Below are 15161 nucleotides of genomic sequence, written 5' to 3' on the forward strand. Positions count from 1 at the left end.
TGGGAGGCACTGCGTGAGTTCGACGGTGGGCGATTCTGCCCCGGCGACCGGGACGGGTGACCGGCTGGGGCTCAAGCCCGGCATGGTCGTCCAGGAGCTCGGCTGGGACAACGACACCGATGACGAGCTGCGCGTCGCGGTCGAGGACACGATCGACGCCGACATGGTCGACGGTGACTACGGCAACGTCGTGGACGCCGTGCTGCTCTGGTGGCGCGACGACGACGGCGACCTCGTCGACGGCCTCGTCGACGCACTGACCGACCTCGTCGGCGGCGGCTCGATCTGGCTGCTCACGCCGAAGGTCGGCCGGCCCGGCACGGTGGACGCCGCCGACATCGCCGAGGCGGCACCGATCGCCGGTCTCTCGCAGACGACGACGGCCGCCGTCAGCAAGGACTGGCAGGCCACCCGGCTGGTCGCGCCGAAGACTCCCGCGTGACGGCAGCCCGCACCATCTCGGGAAGGATCGCCGGGGTCGGCACGACCGTGCGGGTCCTCGGTGGCGCCGGCGTCATCCGCCCCTACGGTCCGCGGACCCTCCTCGACCTCGGCCGCGTGGTGCTGCGCTGGGGCACCGGTCCCGCCGGCGGGTTCGCCACGCTCGCGGCCCGCGCGCCCCACCAGGTGGGGGTCGTCGACGAGCTCGGCGAGCTGACCTGGGGCGAGCTGCACCGACGCTCGAACTCGCTCGCCCGCGCACTCTCCGAGCGCGGTGTCGGCGAGGGCGACTCGGTCGCGGTGATGTGCCGCAACCACCGGGGCTTCATCGACGCCACGATCGCGATCGCCAAGCTCGGCGCCGACATCCTCTACCTCAACACTGCCTTCGCCGGACCCCAGCTCGCCGACGTGCTCGAGCGCGAGGCGCCGAGCATGGTCGTCCACGACGAGGAGTTCACCGGCCTGCTGGCCGGTGCGCACGTCGAGCGGCGGATCCTGGCCTGGGCCGACGGCGACCCGGACGGCCACGCCGACGGTGTGGAGACCCTCGAGCGGCTCGTGACGGCGTACGACGAGGGCGACCTGCAGCCGCCGCAGCGGCACGCGCGCATCGTGATCCTCACCTCCGGCACCACCGGGGCGCCGAAGGGCGCGCCCCGCAAGGAGGCCGGCATCGACGCGGCGGTCTCGCTGCTGTCGCGGATGCCCCTGCGGGCCGGCTGGCGCACCCACATCGCCGCACCGCTCTTCCACACCTGGGGCTTCGCCCACCTCGCGCTGGCGATGCTGCTCGGCTCGACCATCGTGCTGCGCCGCTCGTTCGACCCGCTGACGGCGCTGAGGACCGCGCGGGCCGAGCGCTGCCAGTCGATGGTGGTCATCCCGGTGATGCTGCAGCGGATGCTCGCGCTCGAGCCCGAGCAGCTCGACGGGATCGACCTCCGCCGCGTGGAGGTCGTCGCCTCGTCGGGCTCGGCGCTGCCCGCGACGCTCGCTCAGGCGTGGATGGACCGCTTCGGTGACAACCTCTACAACATCTACGGCTCCACCGAGGTGGCCTACGCCTCGATCGCGACGCCCGAGGACCTGCGCGCCGACCCGACCTCGGCGGGCCGGCCGCCGTACGGCACGGTCGTCCGCATCCTCGACGACGCGGGTGCCGAGCTGCCGCAGGGGGAGACGGGCCGGATCTTCGTCGGCAACGGGCTGCTGTTCGAGGGCTACACCAACGGCGGGTCCAAGGAGGTCGTCGACGGGCTGATGGCCTCGGGCGACGTCGGCTACTACGACGACGCCGGACGGCTCCACGTCGCGGGCCGCGACGACGACATGATCGTCTCCGGCGGGGAGAACGTCTTCCCGCAGGAGGTCGAGGACTGCCTGGTCGCCCATGCGCTCGTGCAGGAGGTCGCTGCCATCGGTGTCGTCGACGACGACTATGGTCAGCGCCTGCGCGCCTTCGTGGTGCGCACCGGCGACGTGTCGGAGGACGAGCTGCGCGACCACGTGAAGGCCCACCTGGCCAGGTTCAAGGTGCCGCGCGAGATCGTCTTCCTGGACGAGCTGCCACGCAACGCCACCGGCAAGATCCTCAAGCGGGAGCTGGCCGGGTGGGAGCAGGAACAGGACGGCAAGGAGCAGGCGTGACCGGCAAGGGACTGTGCATCGGCGACGAGGCACCCGACTTCACCCTTCGCGACCAGTTCGGGCAGGACGTCACGCTCAGCGACTTCCGCGGCCGCAAGGCGGTCGTGCTGATGTTCTTCCCGTTCGCGTTCACGGGCGTGTGCACGGGCGAGATGTCGGGCGTGCGCGACCGCCTCGACGAGTTCCTCACCTTCGACACCGAGGTCCTCGGGATCTCGTGCGACTCGGTCTACTCGCTGCGCACCTTCGCCGAGAGCGAGGGCCTCAACTTCCCGCTGCTGTCGGACTACTGGCCGCACGGTGCGGTGTCGACGGACTTCGAGGTCTTCGACACCGGTCGCGGGGCCCCGCGGCGCTCGTCCTACGTCGTCGACCGCGAGGGCCGGCTCACCTGGTCGGTGCACAACGCGAACCCCGACGGACGCGACCTCGACGAGCACCTGCGGCAGCTCCACGCAGCCGTCGCCGACGCTCCGGTCTAGACAGTTCTGGAGCAATTTCGCGGGTTTTCCCGGTTTCGCCTGACGGCCTTGGGGATGCGTGTAATCTTCTTCTTGTTGAGCCGCTGGTGACCCGAGACGCCAGCGGCTCAACTCATTTCGCTCCACTGTCCTCACGCCCGCGATCCGGTGTTTTCTCCCCCTCGCGCGAGGTCCCGTAGTCTGTGCCACTCCCGCGTCGGTAGCTCAGCGGTAGAGCACTCGGTTTACACCCGAGCGGTCGGCGGTTCGAAACCGTCCCGACGCACCAGCACCCCTGCTCATCGGGCTCGTGAGAGGCCTCTCATCGGCGGCTCACGCCCCGCTCACGGCGACCCGTGAGTGTTCTCGTCACCGGGCCAGAAGGCCCCCGACGAGAGGAACCATGATGAGGAAGCTCCTTCCCACCGCCCTCCTGGGCGTCGCCGGCATGACCGCCGCGGGCCTGGTCGCCATGTCGACCCCGACCCTGGCCAGCGCCTCCGACCAGGCCGCCAAGCGCGAGGACGACACCCCCGAGCTGGTGCTGGTCGCCGACGACGACGACACCCACGACGACGACAACGACGACACCCGCACGAACAGCCCGTCCTACACCGGGCAGAGCCGCGACACCAACGACGACACCAACAGCCGGGTCACCGACGTCAGCCGCGACCGCGACAAGAGCCGCGGCGACAAGACGCGCGACTGGACCCGCGACGGCGGCGACAGGACGCGGGACAAGACCGCCAACAACACCAACGACCGCAGCCGCAACGACACGCGTCGCTGACGGGCGGACGGGCACGGGAGCACGCGGATGGGATCGCGCGACGACGGCTGGAGGCTGGCCGAGGGCGAGGACCTGGCGCCGGGGCTGAGCGCGTTGCGCCGCCTCGGCGGCGGGTCGGCCTACGAGGCCTGGCTGTGCTTCGACGAGGTCACCTGGTCGGCCGTCGTGGTCAAGGTGCTCCGGCCCTCCCAGGTCGACGACGAGTCCTCCCGGCGCGGCCTGCGCCGGGAGGTGCTCGCGCTCCGCACGGTCAACCACCCGGTGGTCGTGCGGAGCCTGCGCGACGGCCAGGACGGCGAGCGACCGCACGTCGTCCTCGAGCACGTGGACGGGCCGCGGCTCTCCAGCCTGGTGCGGCGCCACGGCCGGCTCCAGGCACAGCAGTACCTCCCGCTGGCGATCGACGTCGCGTCGGCGCTGCACTACCTGCGCCACATCGGCTGGACCCACCTCGACATCAAGCCCAGCAACGTGATCATGGGCGCCCCGGCACGGCTGATCGACCTCTCGGTCGCCCGGCCGGAGGAGGACGCCCGCCGGCTGCGGCACCCGATCGGCACGGACGCCTGGATGGCGCCCGAGCAGGCCGACCCGACGGGGGAGCACGCACCGTCCCACGCAGCCGACGTGTGGGGCCTCGGCGCCACGCTCTTCCACGCCGTCGCCGGGCGTCGCCCGTTCGCCGACGGCGACCCCGACGCGGAACGACGTACGCCTCCGCTTCCCGCAGCTGGTCGAGGCGCCCGGGCCGCTGCCCGACGGCGTTCCGGGTCCGGTCGTCGACGTGCTGGCGGCGTGCCTGCGGCGCGACCCGGACCTGCGGCCGCTCCCGCACGAGGTCGCCGACGCCCTGGAGCCGGTGCTGGCGGGGCTGCCGCGCGGGTCCCTGGCCGCCTTCCGCGTCCGCTGAGCAGGCTCAGGGGTTCAGCCGGTAGCCGACCCCCCGGACCGTCGCGATCGCGGTGCCGCCGAGCTTCTTGCGGAGGTAGCCGACGTAGACGTCGACGACGTTGGAGCCGGGGTCGAAGTCGTAGCCCCACACGAGGTCGAGCAACTGCTCGCGGGTCAGCACCTGGCCGGGGTTGAGCAGGAAGATCTCGGCCAGCGCGAACTCGCGCGCCGACAGCTCGGACTCGCCCTGGGGGCCGGAGACGCGACGCGTACGACGGTCCAGGCGCAGGGGTCCGACGACGAGGTCGTCGCCGTTGGCCGGGCCGTCGGCCGGCGCGAGAGCTCGGAGCCGGAGCCGGACCCGCGCCATCAGCTCGGCGAAGCGGAACGGCTTGGCCATGTAGTCGTCGGCGCCGTTGTCGAGCGCGGCCACCGTGTCGGTGACCGAGTCGCGTGCGGTGAGCACGATGACCGGCATCCGGCTGCCCTGGGAGCGGAGCTGGTCGAGCACCTCGAAGCCGTCCGTGCCGGGCAGGCCGATGTCGAGGACCATGAGGTCGAAGCGGCCGGACAGCGCCTCGTCGAGGCCGCTGGGTCCGTCGACGGCGATCGTCGGCTGGTGGCCCTCGGCCCGCAGGCCCTTGGCCACGAACGAGGCGATGCGCTGCTCGTCCTCCACGATCAGGATCTGGGCCACGGGGACTCCTTCGTGCCGGAGGGGCTGGGGATGCGGATCTCCACGTGGGCTCCGCGTGGTGCCGGGTCGGGGTGTGCGTCGGTGATGCGGACCTCGCCGCCGTGGGCGTCGGCGATGGCGCGCACGATGCTCAGGCCCAGCCCGAAGCCGTCGTCGCCGGCGCGGACGTGGCTGCGACCGAAGCGCTCGAGGACCGCCTCGCGGTCCTCGGGGGCGATGCCGTCGCCGGTGTCGCGCACCCAGAGGCGGACGACGTCACCGTCGCGCGCCGAGCCGATGGCGACCTCCGCGCCGGGGTCGGTGTGCTTGACCGCGTTGTCGGCGAGCTGGAGCAGCGCCTGGGTGATCCGCTGCTCGTCGAGGACAGCCCGCCCCGAGGCCGACTCGTCGAGCGTCCAGCCGCGGTCGCCCAGGCCCCTGGCCTTGGCCAGCACCGACTGAGTCAGGCCGGCCAGGTCGGCCTCGCCGAGCACGAGGAAGTCGGGGCGTCGGCTCTTCGCGAGGAGGATCAGGTCCTGCACCAGCCGCGACATCCGGTCGGTCTCGTCGAGGAGCAGCTCCTGCGTCTCGGCGAGCTCGACGGGATCGCTGGCGTCGAGCAGCTCGAGGTGCCCGCGCAGCACGGTGAGCGGGGTCTTGAGCTCGTGGCCGGCGTCGTCGAGGAAGCGCCGTTGCGCGGCGAAGCCCGACTCGAGGCGTTCGAGCATCCCGTTGATGGTGCGCGTCAGCGCCGTGATGTCGTCGTTGCCCTGCTCGGGGATCCGGCGGGAGAGGTCGGTCGCGGTGATCTCGCGGGCGGTCGACTCCAGCGTGCGCAGGGGAGCGAGCAGGCGACCGGACTGGAAGGCGGCGATGGCGGTGATCAGGCCGAGCGAGAGCAGCGCGACGAGGGCGTAGGTGCGCAGCGTGCCCTCGAGCTCCTCGTGCTCGTCGGCGAGGAAGTTCACGATGACCAGTGCGCCGCGGCCCTGGGTGTTGAGCACCGGGACGACGGTCACCCAGGTCTCGCCGAACGACGCGGACTCGATGACGCGCGTTCCGCCGGAGCCGGCGAGCTCGCTCACGGCCGCCTCGAAGGCGGGCTCGTCGAGCACCTCCTGGCCGTAGCGGTTGCGGGTGCGCTCGGGGATCTCGCCGCGGACGTAGCCGACGAGCATCTCGTCGTCGTCGGGGACGTTGCGGGTGAGGAAGACGTTGAGCAGGCTGCCGACGTCGTCGAAGCGCCGCCCGGTGTAGGGGTCGATCTGCCCCTGCAGCTCGCGGAACTCCGCGATCTCCTGGTCGATCTGGGCGTTGACCTGCCGCTCGATCCGCGAGGACTCCAGGGCGTGGACCAGCCCGCCCGCGCCGGTCATCGCGGCCGCCGTGAGCACGGCGATGACGACGGTGATGCGGGTGCGGACGGAGACCTGGGCGAGACGGCGGCCGGCACGATCAGTCGTCGTCCTGCTCCGTCTCGGTGTCATCGTCCTCGCGGTCGTCGTCGGGGTCGTCGGGGTCGTCGTCCCACTCGTCGTCGTCATCCTCCCCGATCGGCGTGGGCTGGGGCGTCACGACCTCGGCCGGTTCGTTCCTCGCCGGCCCGTCCTTCGTCGGCCCGTCCTTCGTCGGCACCGGCGTCTCCGGCGTCGGCGTACGCACGGGCTGGGGCGTGTCCGTGGGTGCGTCGCGCAGGATCACCGGGCTGTGGTCGGTGGGTCGCGGGCCGGTCGGGCTCGCCAGCGACGAGGCGAGGTAGGCCGTGACGGGCACGACGACGGCCACCAGGAGGAGTCCCTTGGTCAGCAGTCCCATGGCCCGATGCTCGGAGCCGATCGTGGAGCGGGGATGAGACCTCGATGAGAGCCCTCTCATCGTGGATCAGCACTCGTCCACGTGGGTGACGCGTGCCACAGTGGGCCCATGATCGTCCCCTTCAGCGTCACTGACTTCATCGAGCGCGCGGCGGCTGTCTACGGCGAGCGCGAGGGCGTCGTCGACGAGCCCGACCAGCCGGCCGACTCGCTCGGCACCCTGACCTATGCCGAGGCGCACGCGCTCGCGCGACGGCAGTCGGCGAGGCTCGACGAGCTCGGCATCGAGGTCGGCGACCGCGTGGCGATCATCAGCCACAACTCGGCGCGGCTGCTGACGTCGTTCTTCGGCGTGTGCGGCTCGGGACGCGTGCTGGTGCCGATCAACTTCCGGCTGCGGCCCGACGAGATCTCCTACATCGTGGCCCACTCCGGGGCGCGGGTGCTCTACGTCGACCCCGAGCTCGTCGACGCGCTGAAGGACATCGACGTCGAGCACAGGTTCGTGATGGGCGAGGACGACTCGATGTTCGCCGCGCCGGGTGTCGAGCCGCGCGCGTGGGAGCCGGACGAGAACGCGACGGCCACGATCAACTACACCTCCGGCACGACCGCCCGGCCCAAGGGCGTGCAGCTCACCCACCGCAACCTCTGGACCAACGCGGTGACCTTCGGCCTCCACGCCGGTGTCACCGACCGCGACGTCTACCTCCACACGCTGCCGATGTTCCACGCCAACGGCTGGGGGATGCCGTTCGCGATGACCGGCCTCGGCGTGCCCCAGGTGGTGCTGCGCAAGGTCGACGGCGCCGAGATCCTGCGCCGGGTGGAGAAGTACGGCGTCACGGTGATGTGCGCGGCCCCGGCCGTGGCCGCCGCGGTGCTGGAGGCGGCCCAGGACTGGGAGGGCGAGATCCCCGGCCGCGACCGGGTCCGGATCATCATGGCCGGGGCACCGCCGCCGACGAGGACGGTCGTGCGGGTCGAGGAGGAGCTCGGCTGGGAGTTCGTCCAGATCTACGGCCTCACCGAGACCTCGCCGCTGCTGACGGTCAACCGGTCGCGCTCGGAGTGGGACGACCTCTCGGCCGAGGACCGCGCGCACAAGCTGGTGCGGGCCGGCGCTCCTGCGATCGGCGTGCGGCTGCGGGTGGACGACTCGGAGGAGGGGGCGGGCGAGGTCCTCGCGCAGTCCAACGTGATCCTCGAGGGCTACTGGGAGCGGCCCGACGAGACCGACGCGGCGCTGCGCGACGGCTGGTTCCACACCGGCGACGGTGGGGTGATCGGCGACGACGGCTACCTCACGATCAGCGATCGCAAGAAGGACGTGATCATCACCGGTGGCGAGAACGTCTCCTCGATCGAGGTCGAGGACGTGCTCTTCTCGCACCCCGCGGTCTCGGAGGTGGCGGTGATCGGGGTGCCGAGCGAGAAGTGGGGCGAGACGATCAAGGCCCTCGTGGTGCTGGCCGACGGCGAGTCTGTGACCGAGGAGGAGCTCATCCGCTGGTGCAAGGACAAGGCCGCGGGCTACAAGGCGCCGACGTCGATCGAGTTCCGCGACGAGCTGGCGCGCACCGCGACCGGCAAGCTGCAGAAGTTCAAGCTGCGCCAGCCCTACTGGGAGGGACAGGAGCGCCAGGTCAACTGACGCCCCGACCGGCTCCCGTGCTCTAGCCTGCGCGCATGCCCTCGCTCGCCGACGTCGTCGACCTGCTGCACTCCTGGTACCCGCCGGCGACCGCCGACTCGTGGGACGCCGTCGGGCTGGTCGCCGGCGACCCCGCGGCGTCGGTGTCGAAGGTGCTGTTCGCCGTCGACCCGACGATCGACGTCGCGCGCGAGGCCGTGGAGTGGGGCGCCGACCTGCTGGTCGTGCACCACCCGCTGTTCCTCTCCCCGGTGAGCTCGGTGGCCGCGACGACGCCGAAGGGCCGCATCCTCCACCACCTGACCTCCCACGGCTGCGCGCTGCTGACCGCGCACACCAACGCCGACCAGGCCGTCTCCGGGGTGTCCGAGTCGCTCGCGCTGGCGCTCGGGCTCACCGACCTGGCGCCCATCCGCCCGGCGCCGGCCGCGCCGCTCGACAAGGTCGTCGTCTTCGTCCCGGTCGACCACGCCGAGGCCGTGCGCGCCGCCCTCCACGACGCGGGCGCCGGACGGATCGGCGACTACGACTCGGCGTCCTGGTCGACGGCCGGCGAGGGCCGCTTCCGCCCGCTCGACGGGGCGGACCCGGCGATCGGCTCGGTCGGAGAGCTGGAGGTCGTCGACGAGACGCGCATCGAGGTCGTCGCGCCGCGTGGGCGTCGTACGGCACTCGTGCGGGCGTTGCTGGCGGCCCACCCCTACGAGGAGCCGGCCTTCGACGTCGTCCCGCTGGCCGACCCCGGCCTGACGACCACCGGCACGGGCCGGGTCGGCACGGTGGAGGCGACGACGCTGGACCAGTTCGCCGCGAGGGTGGCGCGGTCGTTGCCGAGCACCGCTCACGGCGTCCGGGTCGCGGGTGACCCGACGCGACGGGTGCGGAAGGTCGCGGTGTGCGGCGGCGCGGGCGACTTCCTGCTCGACGAGCTGGCCGGGAGCGACGTCGACGTCTACGTCACGAGCGACCTGCGGCACCACCGGGCGGGGGAGTTCCGCGAGCACGACGGACCGGCGCTGGTCGACGTCGCGCACTGGGCGGCGGAGTGGACGTGGCTCCCGGCGGTGGAGGGTCGGCTGCGCGCGGCCGTGGGCGATAGGGTCGAGACCAGGGTCAGCACGCTGTGCACCGACCCGTGGACGTTCCGCCACTGATCCCGATCCTTTTCAAGCAGGAGAGCCGTTGAAGGCCGATCCCACCCACCAGCTCAAGCTCCTCGACGTCGCCGAGCTCGACTCGCGCGCCGCACAGCTGCGCCACCAGCGAGCGCACCTGCCCGAGCTGGCCGAGATCGCCGCCCTCGAGGCGGAGCGCACCGAGCTGACCGACCAGGTCCGCGACGCGCGCATCGTGGTCGACGACCTCACCGTGGAGCAGACCAGGGCCGACCGCGAGGTCGAGCAGGTCAGGACCCGGCGCGAGCGCGACCGCAACCGGATGGAGACCGGCCAGATCACGAACCCGAAGGACCTCGAGCGGATGCAGCACGAGCTGGTCTCGCTCGAGCGCCGCATCTCCACCCTCGAGGACGCCGAGCTCGAGGTGATGGAGTCGCTCGAGGAGGCCCAGCAGCTGCTCGACGGGCTCGGCATCCGCGCCGACGACATCGACGCGAAGCTGGCCGGGCTGGTCACCTCGCGCGACGAGAAGCAGGTCGCCTTCGACGTGCAGCTCGACGAGGTCGGCGCCGCCCGCGGCCCCGCGGTCGAGGGCATGCCCGACGACCTGATGGCGCTCTACGAGCGGCTCCGCGAGCAGAAGGGCATCGGCGCCGCACTGCTCCGGGCCCGCCAGTGCGGCGGCTGCAACATGACCCTCGACGCCTCCGAGCTCTCCCGGATCCGCTCCGCGGACGCCGACGAGGTCATCCGGTGCGAGGAGTGCCAGCGCATCCTGGTGCGCACCGACGAGTCGGGTCTCTGAGCGGCTCCCTGTCCTGATGGCCGGGCGCTTCCTCGACGCGGAGCTGATGGCCGCGCGCGGTCGTACGTCGCTGCGCGCCCGGGTCGCCCGGCTGCGCTCGAAGGGCTGGGTGATCGGGCAGTGCGCGATCGCCGCGGGCGTCGCGTGGTGGCTGGCCGCCGACGTCTTCCAGCACCGCCTGCCGTTCTTCGCGCCGATCGCGGCCGTGGTGTCGCTCGGGATGTCCTACGGCCAGCGGCAGCGCCGGGTCGCCGAGGTCACCGTCGGGGTCGCCCTCGGCGTCTTCCTGGGTGACGCGACGACCCACGTCATCGGGTCGGGCGGCTTCCAGATCATGCTGATCGTGGCCGCCGGCATGTCGATCGCGCTGCTCCTCGACGCCGGCCAGCTGCTGATCATCCAGTCGGCGGTGCAGGGGATCGTCGTCGCCGCGCTCGCGCCGGCACCCGGCGCCGCCTTCCTGCGCTGGACCGACGCCCTCATCGGCGGCGCGGTCGCGCTGGTCGCGGCCACGGTGGTCCCGCGCGCACCGCTGCGCAAGCCACGCGACCAGGCCGCGGTCGTCGTGCGCAAGATCGCCGAGCTGCTGCGGTCGTCCTCCGACCGGCTCGGCGACGGGGACGTCGAGCAGTCGCTGGCGATGCTGCGCGACGCACGGTCCACCGACGCGCTCATCAGCGAGCTGCGGGCGGCCTCGGAGGAGGGCATCTCGGTGGTGCAGTCCTCGCCGTTCCGGCGGCGGCACGGCGAGCACCAGCGCCAGCTCGCCGAGCTCGTGGAGCCGCTCGACGTGGCGCTGCGCAACACCCGCGTGATCGTGCGCCGGGTGACCGTGGCGGTCTACCGCCGCGAGCCGGTGCCGTCGTCCTACGCCGCCCTCATGCGCGACCTGGCGGACCTCTCCGACCGGGTCGCCGACGAGCTCGTGGCCGACCGGATGGCGGTCGCGGTGGTCGACGACCTCGTCGCCCTCGGTCGCGCCACGGCGACCGTCGAGCACAGCGACGACCTGTCGGCGGAGGTGATCCTGGCGCAGGTGCGCTCCATCATCGCCGACCTGCTCGCGCTGTGCGGGATGGACCCGCTCGAGGCGACGGACGTGATCCCGCTCCGCTAGCTCGTGTGGATCTCCGTCACCACGACGTCGAGCTGGGTGCCCTTCGCCGTGGGCTCGCCCACCTCGACGGTCCAGCCGAGGCGGGTGAGGGCGTCGGCGAGCGCCTTCGGGGTGCGCGGGTCGGCGCCGTCCTCGAGCAGGGCGCGGACGATGCGGCCCTTGGTCGCCTTGTTGAAGTGGCTGACCACGGTGCGCCTGCCGTTCGACTCGTGGAGCACGCGGACCGTCGCGACGCGGCGGGCGAGGTCCTTCCTGGGCCGCCAGAAGGCGGCGTACGTGCTGGAGCGCAGGTCGACGAGCAGCCCGGTGCCCATGCCCTCGGTGACCGCCTCGCCGAGGACCTCGCGCCACGCGCCGGCGACCGAGCCGACGCCGGGGAGGGTGGCATCGCCCGAGAGGCGGTAGGCAGGGATCCGGTCGCCGGGGCGCACGACGCCGAAGAGCGAGCTGGTGACCGCCAGTCGCGACGTCGCGCGACGGCGGGCGGCCGAGGAGAGCGTGGCGAAGCCGAGGGCGTCGTAGAGGACCCCGGTGTAGATCGTGTCGGCGCGGGCGGTGGGTGCCGTGTCGAGGGCGGCGTTGCGGACGACGAGGTCGTGCTGGGCAGGGCCGAGGCCGAGCACGGCTGATGCCCGGTCCGGGTCGTCGCGGCACAGGGTCGTGAGCGCCTCCAGGAGCTTCTCGCGCGTCGGGGTGAGCACAGGCGAGGACAGCGACTCGAGGTCGAGGGACTTGCCCCGACGGGCAGCGGTCTTGCCCTCGCTGGGCGGCAGCAGGATCAGCACGCGGGCAAGCGTAGGCAGCGGGCGCTGCGGCGGTTGGCTAGGGTCGGCCCATGCCCAGCAACCGTGTGGTGAAGGTCCGGTCGACGGGTGACAGCGTCACCGCCCAGGAGATGCGCGACGGCATCGTCGCGATCCAGCAGGAGATGAAGGTCTCCGCGACGTTCCCCGACGCCGTCGAGCGCGCGGCGGCCGAGGCGGCGGCGAACCCGCGACTGCCCGGGCTCGACCGCACGGACATCGAGCTCGTCACCATCGATCCCGAGTCCGCGCGCGACCTCGACCAGGCGATGCACATCGAGCGCGACGGTGACGGCTACGTCGTCCACTACGCGATCGCCGACGTCGCGGCCTTCGTCACGCCGGGCGACCCGGTCGACGTCGAGGCCAACCGGCGCGGCGAGACGCTCTACGGCGCGAGCTCGAAGATCCCGCTGCACCCCACGGTGCTGAGCGAGGGCGCCGCGTCGCTGCTGCCCGACGAGGTGCGCCCGGCCCTGCTCTGGACGATCCAGGTCGACGACACCGGCGAGGGCGTCGACGTCCAGGTCGAGCGGGCGCTGGTGAAGTCGCGCGCCAAGCTCTCCTACGAGCAGGTCCAGGCCGACCTCGACGCCGGCACCGCCTCGCCCGTGATGGAGCTGCTCAAGGAGGTCGGCGAGCTCCGGCTCGCCCGCGAGGCGGCCCGCGGCGGCGTGTCGCTGCCGCTGCCCGAGCAGGAGCTCGTCGAGACCGGCGACGGCCACTGGGAGCTGGAGTTCCGCGAGCTGCTGCCCGCGGAGAGCTGGAACGCCCAGATCTCGCTGCTCACCGGGATGGCCGCAGCCGGGCTGATGGTCTACGCCCGCACCGGCATCCTGCGCACGCTGCCGCCCGCCGACCCGCGCGACGTGCAGCGGCTGCACCGCACGGCCCGGGCGCTCGGTATCGAGTGGCCCGCCGAGCAGCTCTACCCCGACTTCGTCCGCACGCTCGACCCGTCGAAGCCCACGCACGCAGCGATGATCGTCGCGTGCACGCGGCTCCTCCGCGGCGCGGGCTACGTGACCTTCAACGGCGAGCTGCCGGCGTACTCCCAGCACTCCGGCCTCGCCTCCGAGTACGCCCACGTGACCGCGCCCCTGCGGCGCCTCGCCGACCGCTACGCCGGCGAGATCTGCCTCGCCCTGTGCGCCGGGACGGAGGTGCCCGAGTGGGTGATCACCGCGATGACCGAGCTGCCCGACACGATGGCGGGCTCGAGCCGTCGCGCTCACCAGTACGAGAACGCGATCGTCGACCTCTGCGAGGCCGAGCTGCTCCACGACCGGGTGGGGGAGACCTTCACCGCCGTTGTCGTGGACCTCGAGGAGAAGGACCACACGAAGGGCGACATCACCATCCAGGACCCCGCCGTCGAGGCGAGGGTCACCGGTGAGTCGGACCTGCCGCTCGGCGAGGAGGTCTCCGTGGAGCTGGTCTCGGCCGACCCGAAGACGCGCAAGGTGCAGTTCCGCCTGGCGTGAGCCGGGCCCGAGCCGGGCCCCAGCCGCGCCTGTGGTGCTAGCACCAAAGGACAACTGGCACGTCGCACGCGCCCGTCCCTAACGTCGGGACGACGGACGACGCCGATCGCCAGGAGCCCGGATGCCACCCACGACCAGGTCGCCGCGCGCAACCGGCGCGGGGCGCAGGCTCCCGGCGGGTGCGGCATGAGCGCGCTCGCGGTCCCGCTGCCGGACGAGCCGCCGGTCCTGGGGGCCGGGGACGAGGTCGCGCCCGGCTACACGGTCGTCGGCCACCTCGCGCGAGGCCGCGCGGTGGACGTCTACGAGGTCTGGTCGGAGGAGCGGCTGTGCCGCTGCGTGGCCAAGACCATCCGCCCGGACCGGGTGGACGTCGCACGCGTGCGCTACCGGCTGCTGCAGGAGGGGTGGCTCCTCAAGGTGCTGGCCCACCTGCACCTGCCACGCGCCATCGAGACCGTCGAGGGAGCGAGCCCGGTCGTCATTCTCGAGACCGACGTCGGGCCGACGCTCGCGGAAGTGATCGGCGAAGGCACGGGTCGGCAACCGGTCGCGGACCTGGGCCACCTCGGGCGCCAGCTCACCTCCGCGGTCGGCTACCTCCACGGGCAGGGCTACCTCCACCTCGACATCCGCCCGGGCAACGTCCTGGTGCACGGCGATCGGGCGACCCTCGTCGACCTCAGCATCGCCCGCCCACCGGGACGGGTGCACCGTGGGCTGGGCACCCCGGAGTACCTCGCGCCCGAGCAGGCCCGGGGCGGGATCGTCACCGCGGCCACCGACGTGTGGGGACTCGGGGCGACGCTCTTCGAGGCAGCGACGGGGGTGGCGCCGTTCGCGCCCCTCGACGAGGCCGAGCGCCTGGCACTCGACGCGGGCACCTTCCTCCAGCTGCAGCGCCCTGCTCCACCGTTCAGCCGCCTGCCGGCGCACGTGCCTGCTCCGTTCGCCGAGCTGGTGACGGCGTGCCTGGCTCCGGACCCCGCCGACCGGCCGGTCGTGCGGGACCTGCACGACCGGCTCGGCGAGGTGCTCGCGGTGGTCTCGAGCGCCGCGGGCTGACGAGGGGGAGTGGGCCGGCCTGTAGGCCGGGTTCTGTCCTGCTTGCGCAGGGGCGACCATCCATCTGCGACGACCGTTGCCGGCCGCCTGGTGCGATCTACCCGGATGCTCGGGCGGGCAGCCCTCGGGCGCATCCTGTCTGATCTTGCTCCGGGTGGGGTTTGCCTAGCTGCGCCGGTCGCCCGGCGCACTGGTGGTCTCTTGCACCACCGTTTCACCCTTACCAGCACCCGGAGGTGCTGGCGGTCTGTTCTCTGTGGCACTGATCCCGCGGGTTGCCCCGGGTGGCTGTTGGCCACCACCCTGCCCTGTGGAGCCCGGACCTTCCTCGACCCGGAGCCGAAGCCCCGGACCGCGGCCGCCCGGCCGACCCACTCGGCGAGGAGTCT

15 protein-coding genes, 1 tRNA gene, 1 other RNA gene and 1 pseudogene are annotated in these 15161 nt (G+C 72.5%); 13 read left to right on the forward strand and 5 right to left on the reverse strand.

Going from position 1 to position 15161, the window contains the following annotated elements:
- Positions 1 to 25 precede the first annotated feature (25 nt).
- The 7 genes and pseudogenes from BLV76_RS15635 to BLV76_RS23360 all read left to right on the forward strand — a co-directional run bounded on the left by BLV76_RS15635 (position 26) and on the right by BLV76_RS23360 (position 4255).
- Positions 26 to 442 carry a DUF3052 domain-containing protein gene (locus tag BLV76_RS15635; RefSeq protein ID WP_281246169.1) on the forward strand — a complete coding sequence of 139 codons (417 nt, stop codon included), beginning with the start codon at positions 26 to 28 and terminating at the stop codon, positions 440 to 442.
- Entirely contained in the window at positions 439 to 2091 is a 1653-nt protein-coding gene (locus BLV76_RS15640) for an AMP-binding protein (RefSeq protein WP_090970062.1), read from the forward strand. The genes BLV76_RS15635 and BLV76_RS15640 overlap by 4 nt, the downstream gene beginning before the upstream one ends.
- Complete coding sequence (locus tag BLV76_RS15645) at positions 2088 to 2573, forward strand: peroxiredoxin (protein WP_090970064.1); 486 nt, start codon at positions 2088 to 2090, stop codon at positions 2571 to 2573. Before BLV76_RS15640 ends, BLV76_RS15645 begins: the two co-directional genes overlap by 4 nt.
- A 193-nt stretch (positions 2574 to 2766) precedes the next feature.
- Positions 2767 to 2841, forward strand: a tRNA-Val gene (locus BLV76_RS15650).
- A gap of 117 nt (positions 2842 to 2958) precedes the next feature.
- Entirely contained in the window at positions 2959 to 3345 is a 387-nt protein-coding gene (locus BLV76_RS15655; RefSeq protein ID WP_139306595.1) for a hypothetical protein, read from the forward strand.
- 27 nt (positions 3346 to 3372) lie between these two features.
- Positions 3373 to 3981, forward strand: a pseudogene (locus BLV76_RS15660) (protein kinase domain-containing protein); the annotation flags it as partial.
- 148 nt (positions 3982 to 4129) lie between these two features.
- A complete protein-coding gene (locus BLV76_RS23360; RefSeq protein WP_281246189.1) occupies positions 4130 to 4255 on the forward strand; it encodes a hypothetical protein in 126 nt (41 codons plus the stop codon).
- Between the two features lie 6 nt (positions 4256 to 4261).
- On the opposite strand, the gene BLV76_RS15665 is transcribed toward BLV76_RS23360, so the two are convergent.
- Genes BLV76_RS15665 through BLV76_RS15675 form a run of 3 tightly spaced genes read right to left on the reverse strand, consistent with a single transcriptional unit; the run spans position 4262 to position 6727 of the window.
- On the reverse strand, positions 4262 to 4933 hold the full coding sequence (locus tag BLV76_RS15665) for a response regulator transcription factor (protein WP_090970068.1): 672 nt from the start codon (positions 4931 to 4933) through the stop codon (positions 4262 to 4264).
- Positions 4918 to 6399, reverse strand: coding sequence for a sensor histidine kinase (locus tag BLV76_RS15670; protein WP_245734698.1), 1482 nt, complete (start codon positions 6397 to 6399; stop codon positions 4918 to 4920). Before BLV76_RS15670 ends, BLV76_RS15665 begins: the two co-directional genes overlap by 16 nt.
- Positions 6368 to 6727, reverse strand: coding sequence for a hypothetical protein (locus BLV76_RS15675; RefSeq protein ID WP_090970072.1), 360 nt, complete (start codon positions 6725 to 6727; stop codon positions 6368 to 6370). The genes BLV76_RS15670 and BLV76_RS15675 overlap by 32 nt, the downstream gene beginning before the upstream one ends.
- Positions 6728 to 6835: 108 nt before the next feature.
- On the opposite strand from BLV76_RS15675, the gene BLV76_RS15680 reads away from it, so the two are divergent.
- From BLV76_RS15680 to BLV76_RS15695, 4 genes are read left to right on the forward strand one after another with little or no spacing between them, the layout of a single operon-like run.
- Positions 6836 to 8380, forward strand: a complete 1545-nt coding sequence (locus BLV76_RS15680; protein WP_090970074.1) for an AMP-binding protein — start codon at positions 6836 to 6838, stop codon at positions 8378 to 8380.
- Positions 8381 to 8415: 35 nt separating this feature from the next.
- Positions 8416 to 9534, forward strand: a complete 1119-nt coding sequence (locus tag BLV76_RS15685; protein WP_090970076.1) for a Nif3-like dinuclear metal center hexameric protein — start codon at positions 8416 to 8418, stop codon at positions 9532 to 9534.
- A 28-nt stretch (positions 9535 to 9562) separates the two neighbouring features.
- Positions 9563 to 10303, forward strand: coding sequence for a zinc ribbon domain-containing protein (locus BLV76_RS15690; protein WP_090970077.1), 741 nt, complete (start codon positions 9563 to 9565; stop codon positions 10301 to 10303).
- Positions 10304 to 10319: 16 nt separating this feature from the next.
- Positions 10320 to 11420, forward strand: coding sequence for an FUSC family protein (locus tag BLV76_RS15695; protein ID WP_245734699.1), 1101 nt, complete (start codon positions 10320 to 10322; stop codon positions 11418 to 11420).
- Here the strand turns inward: BLV76_RS15695 and yaaA are convergent.
- Positions 11417 to 12205 (reverse strand): peroxide stress protein YaaA, encoded by a 789-nt coding sequence (yaaA, locus tag BLV76_RS15700; protein WP_090970079.1) that lies wholly within the window; start codon positions 12203 to 12205, stop codon positions 11417 to 11419. The two genes, BLV76_RS15695 and yaaA, sit on opposite strands and share 4 nt — an antisense overlap.
- Before the next feature lie 50 nt (positions 12206 to 12255).
- Here yaaA and BLV76_RS15705 point away from each other — a divergent pair, with 50 nt between their 5' ends.
- Both BLV76_RS15705 and BLV76_RS15710 read left to right on the forward strand, forming a co-directional pair.
- On the forward strand, positions 12256 to 13707 hold the full coding sequence (locus tag BLV76_RS15705; RefSeq protein WP_090970081.1) for an RNB domain-containing ribonuclease: 1452 nt from the start codon (positions 12256 to 12258) through the stop codon (positions 13705 to 13707).
- Positions 13708 to 13893: 186 nt separating this feature from the next.
- A complete protein-coding gene (locus BLV76_RS15710) occupies positions 13894 to 14772 on the forward strand; it encodes a serine/threonine-protein kinase (RefSeq protein WP_090970083.1) in 879 nt (292 codons plus the stop codon).
- Between the two features lie 6 nt (positions 14773 to 14778).
- Here BLV76_RS15710 and rnpB read toward each other — a convergent pair.
- Positions 14779 to 15146: RNase P RNA component class A (gene rnpB, locus BLV76_RS15715), an RNA gene on the reverse strand.
- Positions 15147 to 15161: the final 15 nt, after the last annotated feature.

The organism is Nocardioides exalbidus, assembly GCF_900105585.1.
GTDB lineage: Bacteria > Actinomycetota > Actinomycetes > Propionibacteriales > Nocardioidaceae > Nocardioides > Nocardioides exalbidus.

What these genes read in the sequence shown, in the direction of transcription:
- BLV76_RS15670 (WP_245734698.1), bottom strand. Translation starts at nt 6,399, where the DNA reads ATGACACCGAGACGGAGCAGGACGACGACTGATCGTGCCGGCCGCCGT.
- BLV76_RS15685 (WP_090970076.1), top strand. Translation starts at nt 8,416, where the DNA reads ATGCCCTCGCTCGCCGACGTCGTCGACCTGCTGCACTCCTGGTACCCG.
- BLV76_RS15705 (WP_090970081.1), top strand. Translation starts at nt 12,256, where the DNA reads ATGCCCAGCAACCGTGTGGTGAAGGTCCGGTCGACGGGTGACAGCGTC.
- BLV76_RS15655 (WP_139306595.1), top strand. Translation starts at nt 2,959, where the DNA reads ATGAGGAAGCTCCTTCCCACCGCCCTCCTGGGCGTCGCCGGCATGACC.
- BLV76_RS15680 (WP_090970074.1), top strand. Translation starts at nt 6,836, where the DNA reads ATGATCGTCCCCTTCAGCGTCACTGACTTCATCGAGCGCGCGGCGGCT.
- BLV76_RS15675 (WP_090970072.1), bottom strand. Translation starts at nt 6,727, where the DNA reads ATGGGACTGCTGACCAAGGGACTCCTCCTGGTGGCCGTCGTCGTGCCC.
- BLV76_RS15710 (WP_090970083.1), top strand. Translation starts at nt 13,894, where the DNA reads ATGAGCGCGCTCGCGGTCCCGCTGCCGGACGAGCCGCCGGTCCTGGGG.
- BLV76_RS15695 (WP_245734699.1), top strand. Translation starts at nt 10,320, where the DNA reads ATGGCCGGGCGCTTCCTCGACGCGGAGCTGATGGCCGCGCGCGGTCGT.